This is a genomic window from Zunongwangia sp. L-65, assembly GCF_056859415.1.
The window spans coordinates 19,055-39,250 of sequence record NZ_JBSXOK010000050.1; the positions used below are offsets into that span (position 1 = coordinate 19,055).

Here is a 20,196-nt window from a genome sequence, read left to right on the forward strand (position 1 = left end):
AATCCCTAACGCGAAAAGAACTCTTTAAAATGAAAAAAGTATTAGTGATAGATAATTATGATTCGTTTGTATACAATCTTGTACACTATCTGGAGGATTTAGAATGCCAGGTAACCGTAAAGAGAAACGATCAACTGGATATCGATTTTGTACAAAATTTCGATAAGATTTTACTGTCTCCGGGCCCGGGAATTCCTTCTGAAGCCGGGCTATTAAAACCTATTATAGAAAAGTATGGTGCTACCAAAAGTATTTTCGGCGTTTGCCTTGGCCAACAGGCAATCGGTGAAGTTTATGGCGGCACTTTAGGTAATTTAGAATCAGTTTATCACGGCGTGGCAACAGATATTGATATTGTGGTAGACGATGAACCTTTATTTGCAGGGCTAGATAAAAAAATAAAAGTAGGACGTTACCATTCCTGGGTAGTATTAAAAGATTTACCAGACGTTTTAGAAGCCACTTCATTTGATGATAAGGGGCAAGTCATGTCTTTACGCCATCGAGAATTTGATGTGAGAGGCGTACAATTTCATCCAGAATCGGTTTTAACTCCTGAAGGGAAAAAAATGATTGCTAACTGGGTGAAAGCCTAGACTCATAAAACAACTTCAGACCAACCGGTAGAAGACCGGGCATAGAATTTTAAAAACTATAAATTTAGATTCGGTTTAACCGAGTTGTCGTTATAAAATGAAAGAATTACTAAACAGGCTTATTAATCACGAGACGATAAGTAAAGCAGAAGCAAAACAAGCTTTATTCAATATTTCTAACGGAGAATATAATGAAAGTCAGATTGCCGCTTTTCTTACGGTCTATATGATGCGAAGTGTTACGATTGCAGAGCTTGAAGGTTTTAGAGACGCACTTTTAGAACTTTGCGTAGCGGTAGATCTTAGCGCCTATAATCCTATTGATCTTTGCGGAACCGGGGGCGATGGTAAAAATACCTTTAATATTTCTACAACCTCATCATTTGTAACTGCCGGTGCTGGTGTAAAAGTAGCTAAACATGGTAATTACGGAGTATCATCTGTTAGTGGTAGTTCTAATGCTATGGAGCACCTGGGCATACGCTTTAGCAGTGATGCTTCTTTTCTGGAAAAATGCATTGATAAAGCAGGCATTTGTGTATTACATGCTCCCCTATTTCACCCGGCCATGAAAAATGTAGCTCCTATCCGTAAAAGCTTAGCGGTAAAAACATTTTTTAATATGTTAGGACCAATGGTAAATCCAGCATTTCCAAAAAATCAGTTAGTAGGAGTTTTTAACTTAGAGTTGGCTAGAATGTATGGCTATCTGTATCAAAATACCGATAAGAATTTTAGTATTCTTCACGCTTTAGATGGATACGATGAAATTTCGTTAACCAGCGACACTAAAGTAATTTCAAATCATACAGAAAGTATATTGAAACCGGCTGATTTTGGAGTTCGTAAACTAGAACAAAAAGAAATTTACGGTGGCGGAACCATCGAGAATTCGGCTATGATCTTAGTAAAAATTCTTAGAGGCGAAGGTACCCAAGCCCAGGAAAATGTGGTGTGTGCTAATGCGGGTATGGCAATTGCAACCGCTAAAAATATTAATATAAAAGAAGGCTTTTCTGCAGCAAAAGAATCGATTAAATCTGGAAAAGCCTTAGAGGCCTTAAAAAAATTACAGCATTTAAGCGAATAATAGCTATGAATATTCTTGATAAAATAATCGCAGATAAGCATAAAGAACTACTTCTTAAAAAACTAGTGGTTCCGGTATCACAATTAGAAAATTCGGCTTTGTTTAAAAGAGAAACGGTTTCTTTAGCCAATACACTTCGAGAAAGCAAAAGCGGAATTATAGCCGAACATAAACGCCGCTCTCCTTCTAAATCGATAATCAACCAAAGCTTAAATATAGAAGATGTAGCCAGGGGTTACGAACATGCTGGAGTAAGCGGAATGTCGGTTTTAACTGACGGAAAATATTTTGGAGGTTCTTTAGACGATTTGCTGTATGCACGTGCTGCTGTAAAAATGCCAATCCTAAGAAAAGAGTTTATAATTGACGAATACCAATTATTAGAAGCCAAAGCTCATGGTGCCGATGTAATCCTATTGATCGCTGCCGTTCTGGAACGCGAGCAAATCAAACAATTATCTGAATTTGCTAAAAACCTTGGTTTAGATGTATTGCTTGAAGTGCATAACGAAGAGGAATTGAAGAAATCGATCATGCCTAGTTTAGATATGTTGGGCGTAAATAACCGAAACCTTAAAACCTTTGAAGTTAGCACTCAGATAAGCAAAGATCTTTCTGAAAAAATCCCGGACGATTTTGTAAAAGTTAGCGAAAGCGGAATCAGTTCTGCAGAAGCTATTAAAGAACTAAAACAATATGGCTACGAAGGTTTTTTAATTGGAGAAAACTTTATGAAAACCAATAATCCCGGTGAAAATGCTAAGAAGTTTATTGAGCAACTTAGTAGTTAGAATTGAGTAGTGAGAAAATTCTACGATTTGAAGATGTGGTAATTTAAAAAAGTTTATCTAGAGACAAGATTCAAGAATCAGGATGAATTATTATGGATTTTGAATACTTAATTTTGAATTATAAATATTGTCATTTCGACCGAAGCGTAGCGAAACATAGAAATCTCTTAATAAGAATATAGACCGCTTCTCTTAGAAAATAGAGAATAGACGAGGTGATTCAAAGAAAACTGTCAGCTGTTAGCTTTCAGCTAAATGCCACTTCGAGTGATTTTTAAATAGAATAAAAAAAATCAAATCGAGAAGTAAAATAGAATTAGAATTTTTAATCTTATAAATAATATTAGCTGACAGCTAAAGGCTGGGCTAAAAACTAAAACCATGACCCTAAAACTCAAAATATGCGGCATGAAATACCCTGAAAACATTCAGGATATCGCAGCTCTCAATCCAGATTATATGGGTTTTATTTTCTATGAAAAAACACCTCGATTTTTTAATACTGAAATTCCTAAGATCCAGAATTCGATAAAAAAGACCGGTGTTTTTGTGAAATCCAAGATTGCAGAAATTCTGGATAAGATCAATAAATATGATCTTAATGCTATTCAGCTTCATGGTGGCGAATCAGCCGAGTTTTGTGCTGAGCTAAAATTAGTTTTAAAAGAAACATCTATTGAAATTATAAAAGTATTTTCTGTTAAATCGGAATTCGATTTTAACCAGTTAGCAGATTTTGAAGATCATGTTGATTATTTTCTTTTTGATACCAAAGGCAAACATAAAGGAGGGAACGGCGAAACTTTCGATTGGACCTTATTAAAAGAATACCCATCTGAAAAACCATTTTTTCTAAGTGGTGGTATTGGTTTGGAACAATTTGAAGATCTAAAGAAATTCTATATGTATTTCAACAAAATTGGCAAACAAGATTTACTTTATGCAGTAGATGTAAATAGCGCTTTTGAAAGTGAACCCGGTCTAAAGGATATTGAAAAACTAAGACAATTTGTTGATGTGATGATGTGATGATTTGGTGATTTGATGATGTGGTGATTTGATGATGTGGTGATTTGATAATGTGGTGATTTGTAAATTTAAATTGAGAGACAAGAGACAAGAACCAGGAAACAGGATGAATTATTATGAATTTTGAATGCTGAATTTTGAATTATAAATATTGTCATTTCGACTGAAGCGTAGCGAAACGGAGAAATCTCTTAGTAAGAATATACACCCATCCGCTGACAGAACATAGAGAATAGACAATGTGATGATTTGATAATGTGATGATTTGATAATGTGGTGATTTGATAATGTGGTGATTTGTAAATTTAAATTGAGAGACAAGATTCAAGAACCAAGAAACAGGATGAATTATTATGGATTTTGAATGCTGAATTTTGAATTATAAATATTGTCATTTCGACTGAAGTGTAACGAAACGGAGAAATCCCTTAGGAAGAATATAGACCGCTCCGCTGACAGAACATAGAGAATAGAGAATTTGATGATTTGATAATGTGGTGATTTGTAAATTTAAATTGAGAGACAAGAGACAAGAACCAGGAAACAGGATGAATTATTATGGATTTTGAATGCTGAATTTTGAATTATAAATATTGTCATTTCGAGCGAAATGTAATGAAGTCGAGAAATCTCTTAACATGAAAATTAGATCTCTCCACTGCGGTCGAGATGACAAAACAAATAAAGCTAACAGCTTACAAAACCTGTTCACTGTTAACTGTAAACTTTTATATAAATAAGAAAAATTAAGCCGAAAGCTAAAAACTGTAGGCTAAAAAGCTAAATAAAATGACATACCAGGCAAACGAAAAAGGATATTACGGCGAATTTGGTGGCGCCTTTATTCCTGAAATGCTATATCCTAATGTTGAAGAATTACGCAGGCAGTACTTAGACATTATGAAAGAAGATTCTTTTCAGAAAGAATTTAAAGCGCTTCTTAAAGATTATGTAGGCCGCCCTACCCCACTTTATTACGCCGAGCGTTTTAGTAAAAAATATAACACTAAAGTCTATTTAAAACGTGAAGATCTTTGCCATACCGGCGCTCACAAAGTAAATAATACTGTGGGGCAAATTTTAATGGCAAAAAGACTGGGTAAAAACCGAATTATCGCTGAAACCGGTGCCGGACAGCACGGTGTTGCCACTGCTACCGTTTGTGCGCTTATGGGAATAGAATGTATTGTGTACATGGGGGAAATCGATATTGAACGCCAGGCACCAAATGTAGCCCGTATGAAAATGCTTGGCGCCAAAGTAGTTCCTGCAAAATCGGGTAGTAAAACCCTTAAAGATGCAACCAACGAAGCGATTCGTGATTGGATTAATAATCCCATAGATACGCATTATATTATCGGTTCGGTTGTCGGCCCACATCCATATCCAGATATGGTTGCACGATTTCAGGCGATAATTTCAGAAGAAATCAAAACACAGCTAAAGGAAAAAGAAAATCGTGAAAATCCAGATTATGTAGTGGCTTGTGTTGGTGGGGGTAGTAATGCTGCCGGCGCCTACTTTCATTATTTAGACAATCCTGAAGTTGGAATTATTGCTGTAGAAGCTGCCGGAAAAGGAATTTATACCGGTGAAAGTGCTGCAACCTCTGCTTTAGGAAAAGAAGGCATTATTCACGGCAGTAAAACCTTACTAATGCAAACTGATGACGGGCAAATAACAGAACCTTATTCAATTTCAGCTGGGCTGGATTATCCAGGAGTGGGCCCTATGCATGCGCATTTATTTAGAAGTGGCCGTGGTGAGTTTATTTCTATCACCGATGACGCCGCCATGAAAGCAGGGCTGGAATTAGCGAAATTAGAAGGAATTATCCCGGCGATAGAATCCTCTCATGCTCTGGCAATTTTTGAAGATCGAAAATTTAAAGAAGATGATGTGGTGGTAGTAAATCTTTCTGGCCGTGGCGATAAGGATCTAAATACCTATATCGATTATTTTGAGTTATAATAAACAGTAAATGTTTAAAATTTAAATCGCAAAAGAAAACATTTAACAACTGTTACCTTAAACTATCCATGCTTCAGATAGGATTGATCCGGGATATCATCCATACAATTACTGAGATAATAGATGAGATTCCGTTTCTTCCGATAGCTATCGGGGAAAGAATGACTAAAAGAAGCTAAAAACCAAAAGCGATAAAAAATGAATAGAATAAATCAAAGAATGAAAGAAGACAAAAAACTTCTTTCTATATATTTTACTTCAGGATATCCTGAAATTGAAGACACGGTACATATTATTAAAAACCTTGAAAAAAGCGGGGTTGATTTTGTTGAAATCGGGCTTCCGTTTAGTGACCCTTTAGCTGATGGTCCTACCATTCAGGAAAGTTCTACAATTGCATTAAAAAACGGAATGACCACCAACAAGCTCTTTGAACAATTAAAAGATATTCGTTCGGAAGTTTCGATTCCACTAATTATTATGGGCTATTTTAATCCCATTCTTCAATTTGGCGTAGAAAAATTTTGCGCAAAATGTGAAGAAGTTGGTATCGACGGGCTCATTATTCCGGATCTTCCTGTAGACGTTTATAAGGATGAATATAAAGTGATATTCGAAAAACATGGATTAAAGAATATATTCCTAATCACGCCACAAACTTCAGAAGAACGTATTCGTTTTATAGATAAAGTTTCCGACGGATTTATTTATATGGTAAGTACCGCCAGCGTTACCGGAAGCACTAAAGGTTTTGGCGACGAAACCAAAGCATATTTTAAACGAATTTCAGAAATGAAACTTAGAAATCCGCAAGTGGTTGGATTTGGAATTAGTGATGAGGCTACGTTTAATTATGCTACCAAATATGCTAAAGGTGCTATTATTGGTAGTGCTTTTATCAAGCATTTAAATAAAAATGGCATAGGGAATATTCAGGATTTTGTAAAATCGGTTCGCCCTGGTTTAACCTAAGTCTAACAATGTATTGGGAGCTTTTAAGAGTATGTGTTTGTATCTTTAAAATGAACTTAAAAAACATGAATTATGGGAGGGCCAATTGAAGATAACCGCCGAACACGAAAAACAGATCAAAAAAATCCAACACAACCATCGGGAAATAGAAATGAGTCTACTAACAAAGTAGATATCGATGAAAAAACGATTAAAGATCAACAAAACAAAAAATAACTTTTATGGGAAGAGGCGATAAAAAAACAAAACGAGGGAAAATAGCTATCGGTACTAATGGAAAGCTACGCCCTAAACGTAAAAAGTTTAAAGTAAAGCCAACTACCCTTGCCGAGCAAGATAAAAAAGACTTACAGTAAAGTTTAATATAGAATATTTTATTTAAACCTCACAGGTTTTAAAAACCTGTGAGGTTTTTTTGCTTTTTATTGAATTTTAATGAACTCAAAAAAACTCATTATACTGAAGCACTCTAAAATCCATTGTGTTAAAAGCGGGATTTTGAGCTTTTAATTGTTTATAAAGCTGATTACTCCCTATCGCCATATTTGCTGAACCCGAAGGTGCAATTAAAGAAACCGTTTTAATTAAACGACCATCTAAAATAAATTGATGAATCCTGGGGGGTTCGTTATCTACTATTTTCAGTTTTATATCTTCTTCAGAATTTTTTAAATGTCTTCGGAAGAAATACTCAGGTCCATTCTTACTATTCCCTCCAGTAAATAAAAGGGTTTCGATCTTTGGATGATTTCGTAAAATCTGAAGCATATTTCTAAGCTCTACATTCTGCATCCCTAAATCTGAAGCATCAATTTTCTCTCTGAAACTACTTTCCACCACATCACAAATCCCAATGCCTCGCTTCCGGAGAAAATCCTTGCGTTGTACAATAGCTTCGTGGGAATTATCATAAATTAATTCCAGATCAAAAATTCGGTCTAAAATTGGCCAAAGTAGGCCATCCTGACTTCCATAACAAAAATCTACATCGCGTTCTTTTAGGCTATGTTGTGTAAATCTTGGTGGTGGTAAGGTTCCCACGATGAGCTTGGTAGCTTCTTCAGGAATAAAAGGCGGAAATGGATGTTTGTGATGAAAAATATCAGTATTATTTAAATTCGACCCTCTTTTTCTAAATATTGCGTGGCTTCCCGCAAGCTATCAAAAATCTTATCGGCAGCCTTTACATTATCTTTTAAATTAGGATTCCCCTGAATAGCCAAACATTCCAATCCTGCAGCCTTTGCCGAAGCTACTCCAGTCCTCGTATCTTCAAAAACAACCATGTTTTCTTTTGGCAAATTGATTTTTTCAATAGCAGTTAGATAACTTTCAGGATCTGGTTTGCTATTTTTTACATCGGTTCTGGTAATCGTGAACTTAAAATATTTTGCTATACCTGTTTTATCCAAAAGAAACTCAACATTATTACGCGGACTACCGGTAACCAGATAAATAGGAATGCCTTTTTCTTTAAAGAGATCTAAAGTTTCTATGGCATAAGGCATAAATTCAACTTCAGATTCTTTTACCAGTTTCTCGGCCATACGCTCACGCTTATAGGTTAAGTCTTCCCTTGAAATTGGCAAATCAAATTGTTCTATTATGGCTTTTGCATTGATGGGAGAAGGCGTACCGGCGTAAGTTTTTATATAAAAATCATAATCCAGTTCGGCACCATAATCGTTTAAAACTTCTACCCACGAGTTGTAATGATAATGTTCTGAATCTACTAATGTACCGTCGAAATCGAAAATTGCTGCTTTTATTTCAGCCATTGTTGTTGTTTTTGGAATTTTCTACGAAAATACTTCCGCAGAAATAAAGCTTTTTATTACTAATATTAAGTTACTGTAAGTTCTTTTATTAAGGAGAGCTCGGGAAATACATAGAAAACTCATCATGAATTTCGAGGCAACCCCCATGAAAATCAAACTTTCGTTAAGAAACTATCTAATAAACACCGGTTCGTTTTCTTTTTCGGTATGCTCTTCGCTAAATTTATAATCATCATAATCGAAGCCTTTAATATCATCTAAATTCTTTGCCGAAGAATCGATAATATAACGCACCATAGCACCACGAGCTTTTTTTGCATAAAAACTAATGATCTTTAATTTTCCGTTTTTGTAATCCTTAAAAACAGGAGAAATCACCGGTTTTTTTAAAGCTTTAGTATCCACTGCTTTAAAATATTCGTTGCTGGCAAGATTCACAAAAAGCTCATCATCTTTTAATTCAGAATTTAAATAATTGGTCACTTTTTCTTTCCACACTTCATAAAGTGTATCTGTGCTCTCAATTCCTATTTTAGTACCCATTTCTAAACGGTAGGGCTGAATGAGATCGAGTGGCCTTAAAATTCCGTATAAACCCGATAGAATTCGCAGGGTATTCTGGATAACATCTAATTTTTCTTCAGGAAGCGTATAGGCATCCAGCCCATTATAAACATCACCATTAAAGGCATACATTGCGGGACGTGAATTCTTTTTAGTATGATCTTCTTCGAATTCCTGATAACGTGTATAATTTAAATCGGCCAGCTTATCGCTAATACTCATTAATTCTGAAATCTCTTTTTTGGTCATTCTGGCCAATTTTCGATTCAGTTTCGCAGTAGTTTCCAGGAAAGCAGGCTGCGTTCCTCGCATAGTAGGTAATTTTGATTCGTAATCCAGGCTTTTTGCCGGTGAAACAACTATTTTCATTTTTCTTTTCTTTTTTTCTTAGTCTCCCTAAACCGGCCGGTGAGGCGGGCTTGTTTCAGGGTCTCATAAAAAATTATGAGATGCTCAATAAATTCCGATATTTATCGGAACAGCAAGACTTCATAAATTTAAACAATTACGAAGATAAGACTTCGCTTTCCGAAAATAAAAAAGACCTTTAATTACTTATTTATACAGCAATAAAAAGGTCTTATATTATATCGAATTTCGCTAAACTACTCCAGCATTTCTTTTTGATTTTTAGCGTAGTTGCGCCATTTTTCGATAGCTCCAAGCATATCTTCTGGCAAGTCTGAATTAAAACTCATCCACTCTCCTGTTTTTGGATGGGTAAAACCAAGAGTCTTAGCATGAAGTGCTTGTCTTGGTAAAATTTTAAAGCAATTTTCAACAAACTGCTTGTATTTGGTAAATGTGGTACCTTTTAAAATTTTCTCCCCGCCATAGCGTTCATCATTAAAAAGGGTATGACCTATATGCTTCATATGTACCCTGATTTGATGTGTTCTACCAGTTTCCAGTTTACAAGCCACCAGAGTCACATAGCCAAATCGTTCTAACACCTTAAAATGAGTTACAGCAGGTTTTCCTTTTTCAGCATCTTCACCTTCATAAACGGTATTCTGAAGTCGGTTTTTTGGATGCCTGCCAATATTACCTTCCACGGTGCCTTCGTCTTCCTCTACATTCCCCCAAACTATAGCTATGTATTCGCGCTCACTGGTTTTATCAAAAAATTGTTTTGATAAATGAGCCATGGCATGTTCTGTTTTAGCGATCACTAACAGTCCGCTGGTATCTTTATCGATTCGATGCACCAGACCGGGGCGATCACTACTATTATTCGGAAGATTTTCGAAATGATATACCAGGGCATTAATTAAGGTCCCGCTATAATTACCATGACCGGGATGCACTACCATTCCTGCCGGTTTATTTACAACGAGTAGTGTATCATCTTCATACACAATATCTAAAGGAATATTCTCTGGCGTTAGTAAAAATTCATACGGCGGATGCTCGAACATCACCTGCACCACATCACCGGCTTTTACCTTATAGTTTTGCTTTACAGGGACATCGTTCACGTAAATGTTCCCATCTTTTGCCGCTTTCTGAATTTTATTACGAGTCGCTTTCTCGATATAATTCATCAAATATTTGTCAACACGAAGCGGATTTTGACCTTTTTCAGCAATAAATTTATGATGCTCGTATAACGTTTCGTCGTTCTGGTCTTCCAGCTCGTTATTTTCTTCGGGATGCTCGCTCATTAAAAATCAAATTGGTCTTCGTTCGTTTGTTCCGTCTCAACACTATCTTCCACAGGACGACTATAGCTTCCAGAACCATCTCCTAAAACCAAATCGATTTTAGAAGTTTTCATTAGTTCGTCTCCCGGCTCTATTAATTTCCCATTATGACGAAGTTCCAACACCGCATCTTCAGCGATATCTGGTTTATAAGTAATCTCTCCTATTTCAAAACCTAATGATTTTAACGTAGGTTCTGCTTGTCTTCGGGTACGACGAATAAGATCTGGGATTAACACTTTACGATAACCCGAAGGGTTTAAAGTAAGATATATTTTTCTGTTTTCCTTTACAAATTTCCCTGCTTTAGGGACTTGCTCGATAACCGAAAATCGTGGATAATCCGGATTAAAATTAGCAGAATCCAAAATCTCATATCTAAGGTCTTTCTCCTTCAGCATGGTTTCTACTTCGCTTAGCGACAACTCGGCAAGATTTGGAACTTCTATTCGTTCTCCCTGGTTTGTAGTATAATCTAACCACTGCATGGCAGCATATCCTAAAACGACCACAAAAATAATTGCCAGCACTAGCTGAATTAAAAATGTTTTACTGAAAATGAATTTGAACAATCCCATATATTTACAAAATAAAAAGCAAAGATATAAAAACACCTTGGTTTTGGTGACACCCTTTTTTCGTGATATTTTTGTTTTAAACGCAACATCATCTTAGATATTGAATATGAAGAAAAAAATTGCCATCGCAATGGGCGGTTTTTCAAGTGAATACCGCATTTCTATTAATAGTGGAAACATGGTTTATGAAAACCTGGATCGTAATAAATACGAACCCTATCGCGTGCATATTTTACAAAATGAATGGTTTGTAGTTGCTCACGACGATACGCCCTACCCTATTAATAAAAATGATTTCACGGTAAAAATGGGTACTGAAATTATAAAATTTGATTGTGTTTTTAATACTATTCACGGTACGCCAGGTGAAAACGGATTGTTACAGGCCTATTTAGAATTGCTAAATATTCCGCAAACAGCAGCCAATCATTACCAGTCGGCATTAACTTTTAATAAAAGAGATTTAATAAGTGTATTGAAACCTTACGGAATCAAAAGCGCAAAAAATTATTTTCTCAATAAAGAAGATGCGATTAATCCAGATGAAATTATCGAGAAAGTAGGATTACCCTGTTTTGTTAAAGCAAATCGTGCTGGAAGCAGCTTCGGAATCACCAAGGTAAAACAAAAAAATGAATTATACCGAGCTGCACAAAATGCATTTCAGGAAGATGATGAAGCTATAATTGAATCTTTTCTTGATGGTACTGAAGTTTCAGTAGGTGTGATTACTTATAACGGGGAGATCATAGCTCTTCCGGTAACCGAAATTGTTTCAGAAAATGAATTCTTTGATTACGAAGCCAAGTATTTAGGAAAATCCCAGGAAATTACTCCAGCCAGAATTTCAGAAAAAGACACAAAAAAGGTTCAGGAAATAGCCAAGCTGATCTATAAGAAATTAAAAATGAAAGGATTTACCCGATCGGAATTTATTTTCCACAACGGTGAGCCACATTTTATTGAAATGAATACTACACCAGGATTGAGCCAGGCTAGTATTTTACCTCAGCAAGCAGCAAAAGCAGGTATTAGTTTACAGGATTTATACGGAAGTGCGATTGAAGCTTCTTTGGTATAATTGTTAGAAATTGTAACCTATTTTTAAATCTAGACTTATTACTCCTCCATCACTGTCGTAATAATTTTTTTCATCAAAATAAGTAGCATAACCAATACCTATTCCTAATTCATAACCAAAGTGTCTACCTATATTTCTTTTAATTCCCCATTTTGGGATAAATGAAATTTGGTTAGGCACACTTACATTATTTTCATCTGAAATAACAAATAAATCAGGATGTACAGTAATGTCTAAACTCAAGAAATTAGCCGCATTATTCCAGGTTTTCCTACCTCTATCAGCTCGTTTATTTAGATTATAGTACCATCTGGGCTCTAAAGTTATTACTGGAGCAAAAACATAGTGCATATCTCCATTAGAATAAAAAGAATTTGCCCATAGACCGCCATCAAAGCCAATTTCTGTTCTGAATGAAAACTCGTCAGCCAATCGTAATTCATTATATGCCCAAAGGCCTAAAACACCAGTTTGAATTCCGTATAAAGATTCTTCCACTGAATAATTTTGTGCTTTTAAACCTGAACTCCCTAAAAATAAAAAAAGTAAAATGATGATGAATCTGTTCATTTTTTGATCGGTATTTTATTAAATGTCGCGAATATAAAAAAATAACGCTTATAGCTATAACACAAAATCGGATTTTGTTTACTTCTTTTTTTATAAGACCTTAGTATTATTAATTGATTAAATATGAGGAGAGCAGTATTTCCGGGATCATTCGATCCTATTACCTTAGGGCATGTAGATATTATTGAACGCGGTCTTCCGCTTTTTGATGAAATTATTCTGGCTATTGGTACAAATAGTAGTAAAAAGTATATGTTTTCTTTAGAAAAGCGTTTAGCGTTTCTTGAAAAGACTTTCAAGGACGAAACTAAAATAAAAGTTACTACTTATAAAGGACTTACGGTTGATTTCTGTAAAGAAATTGATGCTAAATTTTTACTACGCGGATTAAGAAATGGTATTGACCTGGAGTTTGAAAAGTCTATAGGACAAACCAATTTTAAAATGGAAAACATTGAAACTGTTTTTCTTATCGCTTCTGCTGGTCTGGAGCACATCTCTTCTACCGTTGTTAGAGACGTGATGCAACATGGTGGAAAATATGAGTTTATGGTTCCGAATGTAGTGAGTAGTGAGTAACTTTCAGGTTCCTGGTTAAAGCTTTAAATTTTAATTTGAAAGCTTATAAAAAGTTGGTATGAAAATTTACCATTTCGTTTTCCTGGACGCTATAATTTTTAAACCTTAGGAGTTTATAATTAATATTCCGTAACATGCCCCCAGTTCTCACCGGTTTTTTATTCTATGTGACTGCATTTGTGCAATAACTGAATTGCTTTGCGATCATTTTTAATCGCGTTCTTCGGTTAGCATCAAAGATTTTTATTTTGATAAATTTCACTTTCGTCTTAGTCAATTTTCGTGAATCGGTGGCTTTCGAAAGATATTCTTAATTTCAGGATAAATAGTGAATTTCCTTTTCTCGCTTGGTAGCCTTTAAATTCTCCATTCGGTTGTCTTTTTTGTATTAATTAAAATGAATAACAAAACCTTGTCCTTCTTACGCTCCAAAAACAACTCTTCCAATATTTTATAAGTATACTACCTGCTTGACCATACTCATTTTTAAGTTTTATTCTGATTATTTCATATCCGTTCCAATACTTTTATACTGAAGTTCTATCCCAAATACAGTAATTTTAAATACTCTAACTAGATTGGAGATTTTATAACCTAATTCAGCAAAAACATTCGCTTCAAACTCAATCTCCTTCAATTCTTCATTTCAATCACTTCTTTGCATAAATACCAATTTAGAAAAAATAATTAACCGCTATTCCTGTAAAATAATTCCTGGGATAACCGGGATAATAAAATCGGGGTGCTGCACCGCCAAAACCAACAGCATTAGGCAACACACTAGCCGCGTAATGCTCATCAAAAACATTATTTATTCCCCCGTAAATATTCAGTTGAAAATCCTTCATAATATCGAATGCATACCCGGCTTTTAGATTAACCAATTGATACGAATTAGTATATACCAAATTCTCATCGTTCAATGGAATTTCACCTATATTTCTATACCATATATTAAAACTAAAACCAAAATTGCTATTTAAATCAATACCGGCATTAATAGTATGTTTTGGAACCCCGGGTAACTCATTACCCGAATAATCTACTTCTTCATTTACAAAACGATCAAATTTAAAAAAATTGAAAGCCACATTTACAAATGGACTCATGTGCCAGTTTTCTGCGATATCTAAAGTATATTTTCCGAAGAATTCAATTCCATTATGATCGGTTTTACCTGCGTTGATACCTACGTATTGATCTTCCGCTACCCGCTGTGCTACCAGTAAATTTCGAACCTGGATACTATACAACGAAACTTCAGTATATAATCGATTATTTAACCAATTGCCTTTAAAACCTATTTCATAATTAAATCCTGTTTCGGCTTTTAGATCTGTATTTATTTGCCCTTCGGGAGTTAAAGTCTCGGCTACGGTTGGTGTAGAAAACCCATGACTTACCGAAGCATATAAATTTTTCCTTTCTGCCACTTCATAAGATAAACCTACTCTTGGTGAAAAAACGGCATCAAATGTATAACTTCCGGTTTGATCGATATTATCTTCAGTATAAAAATCATCTAAACTATAACCAGTCGTATTAAAGTTCAAACCGGCTTCTACCAACAGGTTTTCAGTTAAATTCAGGTTTAATTGCGCAAAGAAATTGGCATAATAGCGATCCTGTTCGTTATTGCTTAAGCGTTCTCCTCTAAAACTACCAAGATCATCGAAATCTTCATACAGATTCTCAAAAGTTCCCGTTTCATACCACTCATTATAATATTGTGCCCCAAAACTAATGGCAGCGGGCTTTTCAAAAATAGCAGTAGCGAGACTAAAATTTGTTCGCGCTCCGGCAGATAATCGTTCTTCTTTTAAAATATCGAATGGCCTGGGCTCGTAAGCATTTCTAAAGTTTAAAAATATACTGGTTTGATTGGTGAAATTTTCAGAAAGATGGTGGTTATAACTTATACCTAGCAACCCTCGATCGTAACTCTCGTAACCTCTAGAAGCTCCCCAGGTATAGGCAGCGCTTTCTGGATCGTTAAAAAAATCATCTTCGCTTATCGAACTTGGGATATAGGCTTTTAATCTAACGAAATTGGCTAAAAACGACAAACTGTTACTTCCCGAAGTAAGCACTTTAGCGTTCAAAAGTCCTGATTTACGATCATATGAACCATTATCCCTCCATCCATCACTTTTTACATGGTTATAATTGGCAAAGAATGAAGAATTTTCGCCATTTATAGAAATTACATCCGATTTTTTCCAGGTATTGTAACTTCCGCCCTGCATTTTTACGCCAATATGACTTTGTCTTTTTCCAGGATCGGCGGAGTATAGATTTATTGCTCCGCCAAGTCCGGCTCCGTAAATACTGCTTGTAGGCCCTTTTATAACTTCAACTCTTTCTAAAGATTCCTGATCAATATCATCTAAAGTGAGTTCTCCTTCTGCTGTTGCCAACGGAATGCCATCAAAATAAGCCTGAATGCGATTGGTTGAATATTGTGCCCTCCCACCAATACCTCGAATATTGATTTTATTCGTATTTAAAGCACCCTGATTTACATAGACACCGGGAACATAATTAAGATTGTCTACAAAATTAGCCGCATCGGTTCTTTCAAGATCGCTTTTAGATAGTAAACTCACCGCTGCAGGCATATTTCGTAATTCGGTAGGAATAAGTGTACTCCTCAATCGCACTTCGGAAAGAGATTCGTTAGACTGCTTCAGATAAATTTTAACATCTGATTGATTTTTATCAAAACTTTTTGATTGCGCTTCAAAACCTATAATGCTAAATTTTAAAACTAAGGGGAATTTAACATTTTCAACAGTAAAAAATCCATCAATACCTGAAACAGCAACAACTTCTGAAGCTGCAATGATATTTACATTTGCAATAGCTTCAGAAGTTGCTTCACTTAAAATTTGTCCTGTAAGATTCTGGCTAAATGATTTTTGCGCACCAACTATTAACATCAGCGCAATAATTATTTTTTTCAATTGCTCTTTTTTAAGAAACCAAATTACTTATTATTCCGCAGAAACTCTCCAAACTACTCCACCGTTATCATCATTCACTAATAAATCACCATTTGGTAAAGTAGTAACACCAACCGGGCGACCATACACCTTGCTACCATCTTCACTGGCAATAAAACCAGTTAAGAAATCTTCTGGTTGCTGTGGTTTCCCACTATTATCAAAGGGAATAAACAACACTTTATAACCAGCGAAATTAGAACGGTTCCAGGACCCATGTTGTCCCACAAACGCTCCGTTTTTATATCGTTTAGGAAATTGATCTTTATTGTAAAAAGTTATACCTAAAGAAGCGGTATGTGAACCAACAGGCACATCAGGAATAATCGCTTTTTCTACCATATCTTTATGTGGTTCTTTATGCCATCTTGGATCTTTTATATTTCCATAATACGAATAAGGCCAGCCATACCACCCACCTTGTTTAACACTGGTCATATAATCCGGCACTAAATTATCTCCAAGTTTATCGCGTTCATTAACGGCTGTCCAAAGTTCGCCGGTAATGGGATTATAATCCATACCTACCGGATTACGTAATCCCGCCGCATAAACAATTTCGTTATTACCATCGGGATCCATCATTAAAATATTGGCTCTTCGCTCTTCTTTGTCCATACCATGTTCACCCGCATTACTAGAGGAACCTACCGTAACCACTAATTTCTTTCCGTCTTTACTGGCTATTAAATTACGCGTCCAGTGGTGGTTATACCCACCGGCAGGCAATTCTCTAATTAATTCGCCTTCTCCTTCAAGAGTGGTCATCCCTTTTCGATAAGGCCATCTTTTAATAGCGTCTACATTGGCAACATAAAAGTAGCCGTCTAAAATAAGCATTCCGTAAGGCTGGTTTAAGCCTTCAGCAAACACAAATCGTTCCTCTGGTTTTCCATCCATATTTGCATCCTTAAAAAGGGTTATTCGGTTAGCACTTTTCTTAGCATCATCACTTTCTACTACAAAAATGTCTGTTCCGCTAGGCGCCACATAAGATCTTCTTGGGTGATCAAGATCTTCTGCGAACTTCGAAACCTTAAATCCTTTAGGTGCTATTGGCATTTGACCTGAAGGCCAAGGAACAATTTCACTATTTTTCTCTACCGATTTTGTGGAAAATGGCGAAGGTAATTCTAAAGTACCTATCGCTGTTTGAACGGTGACTGGTGGCTGCTTAGCCAATTCTTTTTTAGTTTTCTTGGGTAATTCTTCTTGCATTTGCGCAACACCACAGAAGCTCACAAGTGCAGATAAGCCGGCACTTACAAATAATTTCTTTCTCATATCTTAGCTTTTCTCTCGAAAATAACCTGAAATAAGACTGCAGAAAAATCATTTAGCAGGATTAAGTATAGTTTAACAGCATAAAATAAAAAGACAAAATTTTTTATGAAAAACAGATAATAAAACTACTAACACAAATGAAGTATTTTCTTACACACCATCTATTAATAATACTTCAAGTTAGTGGCTTTAGCATATTTTAAGTATGTTTACAATCTATTTTTCTTGTTAGTTCGTATTTATGAAAAGAATTCTTTTCTTAGGCTTTATTATTATTGCTTTTGGTTCCTGCGATTTTTCAAAATATCAGCTTCAGGACGATTATGATTTTACCACTCGTTTTGAAATTTCTAATGGAACTGAAACCGATACTTATCCCAAAGTCATCCAGTTTTATAAAGATCTTGCTAAAGTTTACCCCTCTGTACAATTAAAAACATTTGATACTACCGACAGCGGAGAACCTCTACACCTGGCCATTTTCAATCCAGATGCGCAATTCGATATTGCAAAAATCAAAGAGAACAAAAGCATTTTATTGATCCTTAATGGTATTCATCCCGGAGAAAGTGATGGTATCGATGCCACAATGATGATGTTTAGGGATATGGCTCAGGATTCGGTAAAAATCCCAGAGAATGTGGTTATTGCGACTATACCGGTTTATAATATTGGTGGGGCTTTAAACCGAAACTCATTTTCAAGAACTAATCAAAACGGACCACAAGCTTACGGATTTAGAGGTAACGCCCGTAACTACGATCTAAATCGTGATTTTGCCAAGGCCGACACTAAAAACGCACGAGCTTTTTATAAAATTTACCATTATCTGGACCCCGAAGTTTTTATTGATAATCATGTTAGTAATGGTGCCGACTATCAATACGTATTAACACATCTATTTACTCAACACAACAGGCTTGGTGGGGATATTGGTAAATATCTGAACGAAACCATGATGCCAGCTTTGGAAGATTCCCTAAAATCGAAAAAGCTTGATATTACACCTTATGTAAATGTTTTTAATGAGGTTCCCGAAAACGGATTTTCTCAATTCGCCGATTATCCTCGGTATTCTACAGGCTACACCACGCTTTGGAATACCCTTGGAATGATGGTAGAAACCCACATGCTAAAACCTTATGATAAACGTGTTTGGGGAACCTATGAGTTGATGCGCTCTATGGTAGCTATTACCGACAATCAGTCCGAAAAAATAAAAGAATTAAGAGCTGCAGAAAAGAAAAAGTATCTTACTAAACGCTGGTATCCTATCCATTATAAGCCAGATATGGATGATCCAAGCATACGTGAGTTTAAAGGATATGAAGGAGAGATGATCCCCAGTGAGCTTACCGGTGGTGAACGCTTAAAATACGATCGTAATAAACCTTTCACAAAAGACATCGAATACTTCAACAATTTCGTTGCTGAGGACCGGATAGATATCCCAAGGGCTTATGTAATTCCGCAAGGCTGGTGGAATGTTATTGATTTGCTGAAGCTAAACAATATTAAAATGGAAGCTTTTGAAAAAGATACCACCTTATACGTACAGCAATATAAAATAGAAAATTACGAAACCGGAAATACTGCTTACGAAGGACATTATATGCACAGTAAAACTGAAGTTTCTGCAAGTATGGATTCTATACGATTTCGAAAAGGAGATTATTACGTAAGTACTTTTCAGGACGGGGTTCGCTATTTGATTGAAATGTTAGAGCCAGCTGCCGAAGACTCTTTCTTTAACTGGAATTATTTTGACACTGTACTTCAGCAAAAAGAACATTTTTCACCTTACGTTTTTGAAGATATTGCTAAAGACCTATTGGCAAAAAACTCAGAGTTAAAGGCCTCTTTTGAAGAAAAGAAAACAAAGGATCCGGATTTTGCCAAAAGCTGGTATGCGCAATTAGATTGGATTCATAAACATTCTAAATATTACGAAAGTGCGCATTTACGCTACCCAATTTTTAGGCTTCCACGCTAGTATTTTTTGGAACAGTAATATTGTCTTCCTCGAATAATAATTTAATATTGGCATAAGAATTTTTAAGGGCTTTTTCTGCTTTTTCAGGATTTTTCCATTTTACCTTTTCAATGCCTTCTTTTTCCTGAGGAATCAATTCCCCTTCATAATCACTGCTCATATTATACCAATATGTTTCCTTAAGGCGATATTTGCCCTTTCGCTTGAAAACATGGAAGGTAATTCTTAAAAAGCCGGTAATTTGTAGCCCCGTAATAGCAGTTTCTTCAGCAACTTCCCGGATTGCACATTCTTCTATAGTTTCGTCTTTCTCTATTTTTCCTTTAGGTAAATCCCATTTTTTATTTCGATAAATAAAAAGGATTTCACCGTTGCTATTATAAACCTTACCGCCTCCAGCTACAACTACTTTTATTTTCTTTCGCAGCAATTTTAAAAGCTTCTCTTCCTTCCTATGATAAAGATTTACATGAGTAATTTTTCCTTTTATAATCTTTCGAATTAAACGTTTTAATCGTACGGTTTTGATGGAATAGGTTTTATATTCGCCTCCCAGATCTTTTTTTGTAGAAAGAATTATCGGGGTATCATTCACAAAAACTTTATACATTTGTA

20 protein-coding genes are annotated in these 20,196 nt (G+C 35.6%); 11 read left to right on the forward strand and 9 right to left on the reverse strand.

The features are described from left to right. The first annotated feature begins 29 nt into the window (after positions 1 to 29). The 8 genes from AC13DP_RS07060 to AC13DP_RS07095 all read left to right on the forward strand — a co-directional run bounded on the left by AC13DP_RS07060 (position 30) and on the right by AC13DP_RS07095 (position 6,805). On the forward strand, positions 30 to 596 hold the full coding sequence (locus tag AC13DP_RS07060; RefSeq protein WP_013070336.1) for an anthranilate synthase component II: 567 nt from the start codon (positions 30 to 32) through the stop codon (positions 594 to 596). 97 nt (positions 597 to 693) lie between these two features. Then, positions 694 to 1,686, forward strand: coding sequence for an anthranilate phosphoribosyltransferase (gene trpD / locus AC13DP_RS07065; RefSeq protein ID WP_483067469.1), 993 nt, complete (start codon positions 694 to 696; stop codon positions 1,684 to 1,686). Between the two features lie 5 nt (positions 1,687 to 1,691). Further along, positions 1,692 to 2,477, forward strand: coding sequence for an indole-3-glycerol phosphate synthase TrpC (gene trpC / locus AC13DP_RS07070; protein WP_228251502.1), 786 nt, complete (start codon positions 1,692 to 1,694; stop codon positions 2,475 to 2,477). A gap of 408 nt (positions 2,478 to 2,885) precedes the next feature. Then, the gene (locus AC13DP_RS07075; RefSeq protein WP_013070333.1) at positions 2,886 to 3,506 is read left to right on the forward strand and encodes a phosphoribosylanthranilate isomerase; all 621 of its coding nucleotides are present in this window, start codon (positions 2,886 to 2,888) and stop codon (positions 3,504 to 3,506) included. A 789-nt stretch (positions 3,507 to 4,295) separates the two neighbouring features. Beyond that, the gene (gene trpB, locus AC13DP_RS07080) at positions 4,296 to 5,477 is read left to right on the forward strand and encodes a tryptophan synthase subunit beta (protein ID WP_228251500.1); all 1,182 of its coding nucleotides are present in this window, start codon (positions 4,296 to 4,298) and stop codon (positions 5,475 to 5,477) included. A 198-nt stretch (positions 5,478 to 5,675) separates the two neighbouring features. Continuing rightward, positions 5,676 to 6,449, forward strand: coding sequence for a tryptophan synthase subunit alpha (gene trpA / locus AC13DP_RS07085; protein WP_483067470.1), 774 nt, complete (start codon positions 5,676 to 5,678; stop codon positions 6,447 to 6,449). 72 nt (positions 6,450 to 6,521) lie between these two features. Beyond that, positions 6,522 to 6,665 carry a hypothetical protein gene (locus tag AC13DP_RS07090; RefSeq protein WP_013070330.1) on the forward strand — a complete coding sequence of 48 codons (144 nt, stop codon included), beginning with the start codon at positions 6,522 to 6,524 and terminating at the stop codon, positions 6,663 to 6,665. Positions 6,666 to 6,670: 5 nt separating this feature from the next. Then, a complete protein-coding gene (locus AC13DP_RS07095) occupies positions 6,671 to 6,805 on the forward strand; it encodes a 30S ribosomal protein THX (RefSeq protein WP_013070329.1) in 135 nt (44 codons plus the stop codon). Between the two features lie 85 nt (positions 6,806 to 6,890). Here AC13DP_RS07095 and AC13DP_RS07100 read toward each other — a convergent pair whose 3' ends face one another. The 5 genes from AC13DP_RS07100 to AC13DP_RS07120 form a co-directional block, all read right to left on the reverse strand. After that, entirely contained in the window at positions 6,891 to 7,550 is a 660-nt protein-coding gene (locus AC13DP_RS07100) for a uracil-DNA glycosylase family protein (protein WP_483067495.1), read from the reverse strand. 11 nt (positions 7,551 to 7,561) lie between these two features. Then, complete coding sequence (locus AC13DP_RS07105; RefSeq protein WP_483067471.1) at positions 7,562 to 8,227, reverse strand: HAD family hydrolase; 666 nt, start codon at positions 8,225 to 8,227, stop codon at positions 7,562 to 7,564. Between the two features lie 171 nt (positions 8,228 to 8,398). Beyond that, positions 8,399 to 9,160: a peroxide stress protein YaaA gene (gene yaaA / locus AC13DP_RS07110; RefSeq protein ID WP_483067472.1), complete on the reverse strand. Its 762-nt coding sequence runs from the start codon at positions 9,158 to 9,160 to the stop codon at positions 8,399 to 8,401. Positions 9,161 to 9,396: 236 nt separating this feature from the next. Further along, positions 9,397 to 10,455 carry an RluA family pseudouridine synthase gene (locus AC13DP_RS07115; protein ID WP_339812735.1) on the reverse strand — a complete coding sequence of 353 codons (1,059 nt, stop codon included), beginning with the start codon at positions 10,453 to 10,455 and terminating at the stop codon, positions 9,397 to 9,399. Beyond that, entirely contained in the window at positions 10,455 to 11,072 is a 618-nt protein-coding gene (locus tag AC13DP_RS07120) for a PASTA domain-containing protein (RefSeq protein WP_228251495.1), read from the reverse strand. The genes AC13DP_RS07115 and AC13DP_RS07120 overlap by 1 nt, the downstream gene beginning before the upstream one ends. Positions 11,073 to 11,178: 106 nt before the next feature. Between AC13DP_RS07120 and AC13DP_RS07125 the strand changes: the two genes are divergently transcribed. Further along, on the forward strand, positions 11,179 to 12,153 hold the full coding sequence (locus tag AC13DP_RS07125; protein ID WP_228251494.1) for a D-alanine--D-alanine ligase: 975 nt from the start codon (positions 11,179 to 11,181) through the stop codon (positions 12,151 to 12,153). Positions 12,154 to 12,156: 3 nt separating this feature from the next. Here AC13DP_RS07125 and AC13DP_RS07130 read toward each other — a convergent pair whose 3' ends face one another. Further along, entirely contained in the window at positions 12,157 to 12,723 is a 567-nt protein-coding gene (locus AC13DP_RS07130; protein WP_483067473.1) for a hypothetical protein, read from the reverse strand. Positions 12,724 to 12,846: 123 nt separating this feature from the next. Between AC13DP_RS07130 and coaD the strand changes: the two genes are divergently transcribed. Further along, on the forward strand, positions 12,847 to 13,302 hold the full coding sequence (gene coaD, locus AC13DP_RS07135) for a pantetheine-phosphate adenylyltransferase (RefSeq protein WP_228251491.1): 456 nt from the start codon (positions 12,847 to 12,849) through the stop codon (positions 13,300 to 13,302). A gap of 674 nt (positions 13,303 to 13,976) precedes the next feature. Here the strand turns inward: coaD and AC13DP_RS07140 are convergent. Both AC13DP_RS07140 and AC13DP_RS07145 read right to left on the reverse strand, forming a co-directional pair. Continuing rightward, positions 13,977 to 16,265 (reverse strand): TonB-dependent receptor domain-containing protein, encoded by a 2,289-nt coding sequence (locus tag AC13DP_RS07140; RefSeq protein WP_483067474.1) that lies wholly within the window; start codon positions 16,263 to 16,265, stop codon positions 13,977 to 13,979. Between the two features lie 30 nt (positions 16,266 to 16,295). After that, complete coding sequence (locus AC13DP_RS07145) at positions 16,296 to 17,588, reverse strand: PQQ-dependent sugar dehydrogenase (protein WP_347407084.1); 1,293 nt, start codon at positions 17,586 to 17,588, stop codon at positions 16,296 to 16,298. A 241-nt stretch (positions 17,589 to 17,829) separates the two neighbouring features. On the opposite strand from AC13DP_RS07145, the gene AC13DP_RS07150 reads away from it, so the two are divergent. Further along, positions 17,830 to 19,581, forward strand: a complete 1,752-nt coding sequence (locus AC13DP_RS07150) for a M14 family metallopeptidase (protein WP_347407083.1) — start codon at positions 17,830 to 17,832, stop codon at positions 19,579 to 19,581. On the opposite strand, the gene AC13DP_RS07155 is transcribed toward AC13DP_RS07150, so the two are convergent. After that, on the reverse strand, positions 19,565 to 20,191 hold the full coding sequence (locus AC13DP_RS07155; RefSeq protein WP_013070315.1) for an NUDIX hydrolase: 627 nt from the start codon (positions 20,189 to 20,191) through the stop codon (positions 19,565 to 19,567). The two genes, AC13DP_RS07150 and AC13DP_RS07155, sit on opposite strands and share 17 nt — an antisense overlap. Positions 20,192 to 20,196 lie beyond the last annotated feature (5 nt).